This is a genomic window from Agaribacillus sp. DX54 (genome assembly GCF_056858335.1).
The window spans coordinates 1-327 of sequence record NZ_JBXEQE010000150.1 but is presented as its reverse complement, the minus strand read 5'-3'; the positions used below and the strand labels follow the sequence as shown (position 1 = coordinate 327).

Genomic DNA, 327 nt, shown 5'->3' with positions numbered 1-327 from the left:
GCCGATGGTACTTACACAGTAGATATTACAACCACTGATGCAGATGGCGGGGAGACCACGCAGACGGTAAGCATCGTAATTACCCCTGACATGGAAGCTGTTTACACTGTGAATGCTGCCCAGAATGAAGACAGTTATTCCAATGGTGATCAATTGGCTAGTGTGACCGATGCAAATGGAGCGATTACGAGCGCTGTGATTGCTTCAGGCACTTTGCCTACGTGGATGAGTTTGAATGCGACTACTGGTGAAATTACAGTGACTGATGCGACACAGGTAACCGATGGTATTTACGCAGTAGATGTTACGACGACTGATGCGGATGGT

General features: G+C 47.7%; 1 protein-coding gene. It reads left to right on the top strand.

Annotated elements, in window-relative coordinates; translation table 11 throughout:
• Positions 1-327: putative Ig domain-containing protein (locus AC04NP_RS30750; RefSeq protein ID WP_482863964.1), on the top strand; the 327-nt coding region annotated here is incomplete at both ends.